The organism is Paenimyroides tangerinum (assembly GCF_003865405.1).
Classification (GTDB): domain Bacteria; phylum Bacteroidota; class Bacteroidia; order Flavobacteriales; family Flavobacteriaceae; genus Flavobacterium; species Flavobacterium tangerinum.
The window spans coordinates 1-201 of record NZ_RQVQ01000034.1 but is presented as its reverse complement, the minus strand read 5'-3'; positions in this window follow the sequence as shown (position 1 = coordinate 201).

Below are 201 nucleotides of genomic sequence, written 5' to 3'. Positions count from 1 at the left end.
CGAGAATAAGGCGGTATATTTGCACCGTTGAAAAACAGAAGTTCATACAAATCACGAAAAGCAAATTTAAATTTTAACAAAAATAAATTTGGAAGATAAACTAAAAGAGTTGTAGTTTTGCAATCCGATTCTGAAATAAGAAAAGGTGCAGAAGTTCTACAAATACTGAGAAAAACTTTCAAAAATATTTCTAAAATAAAT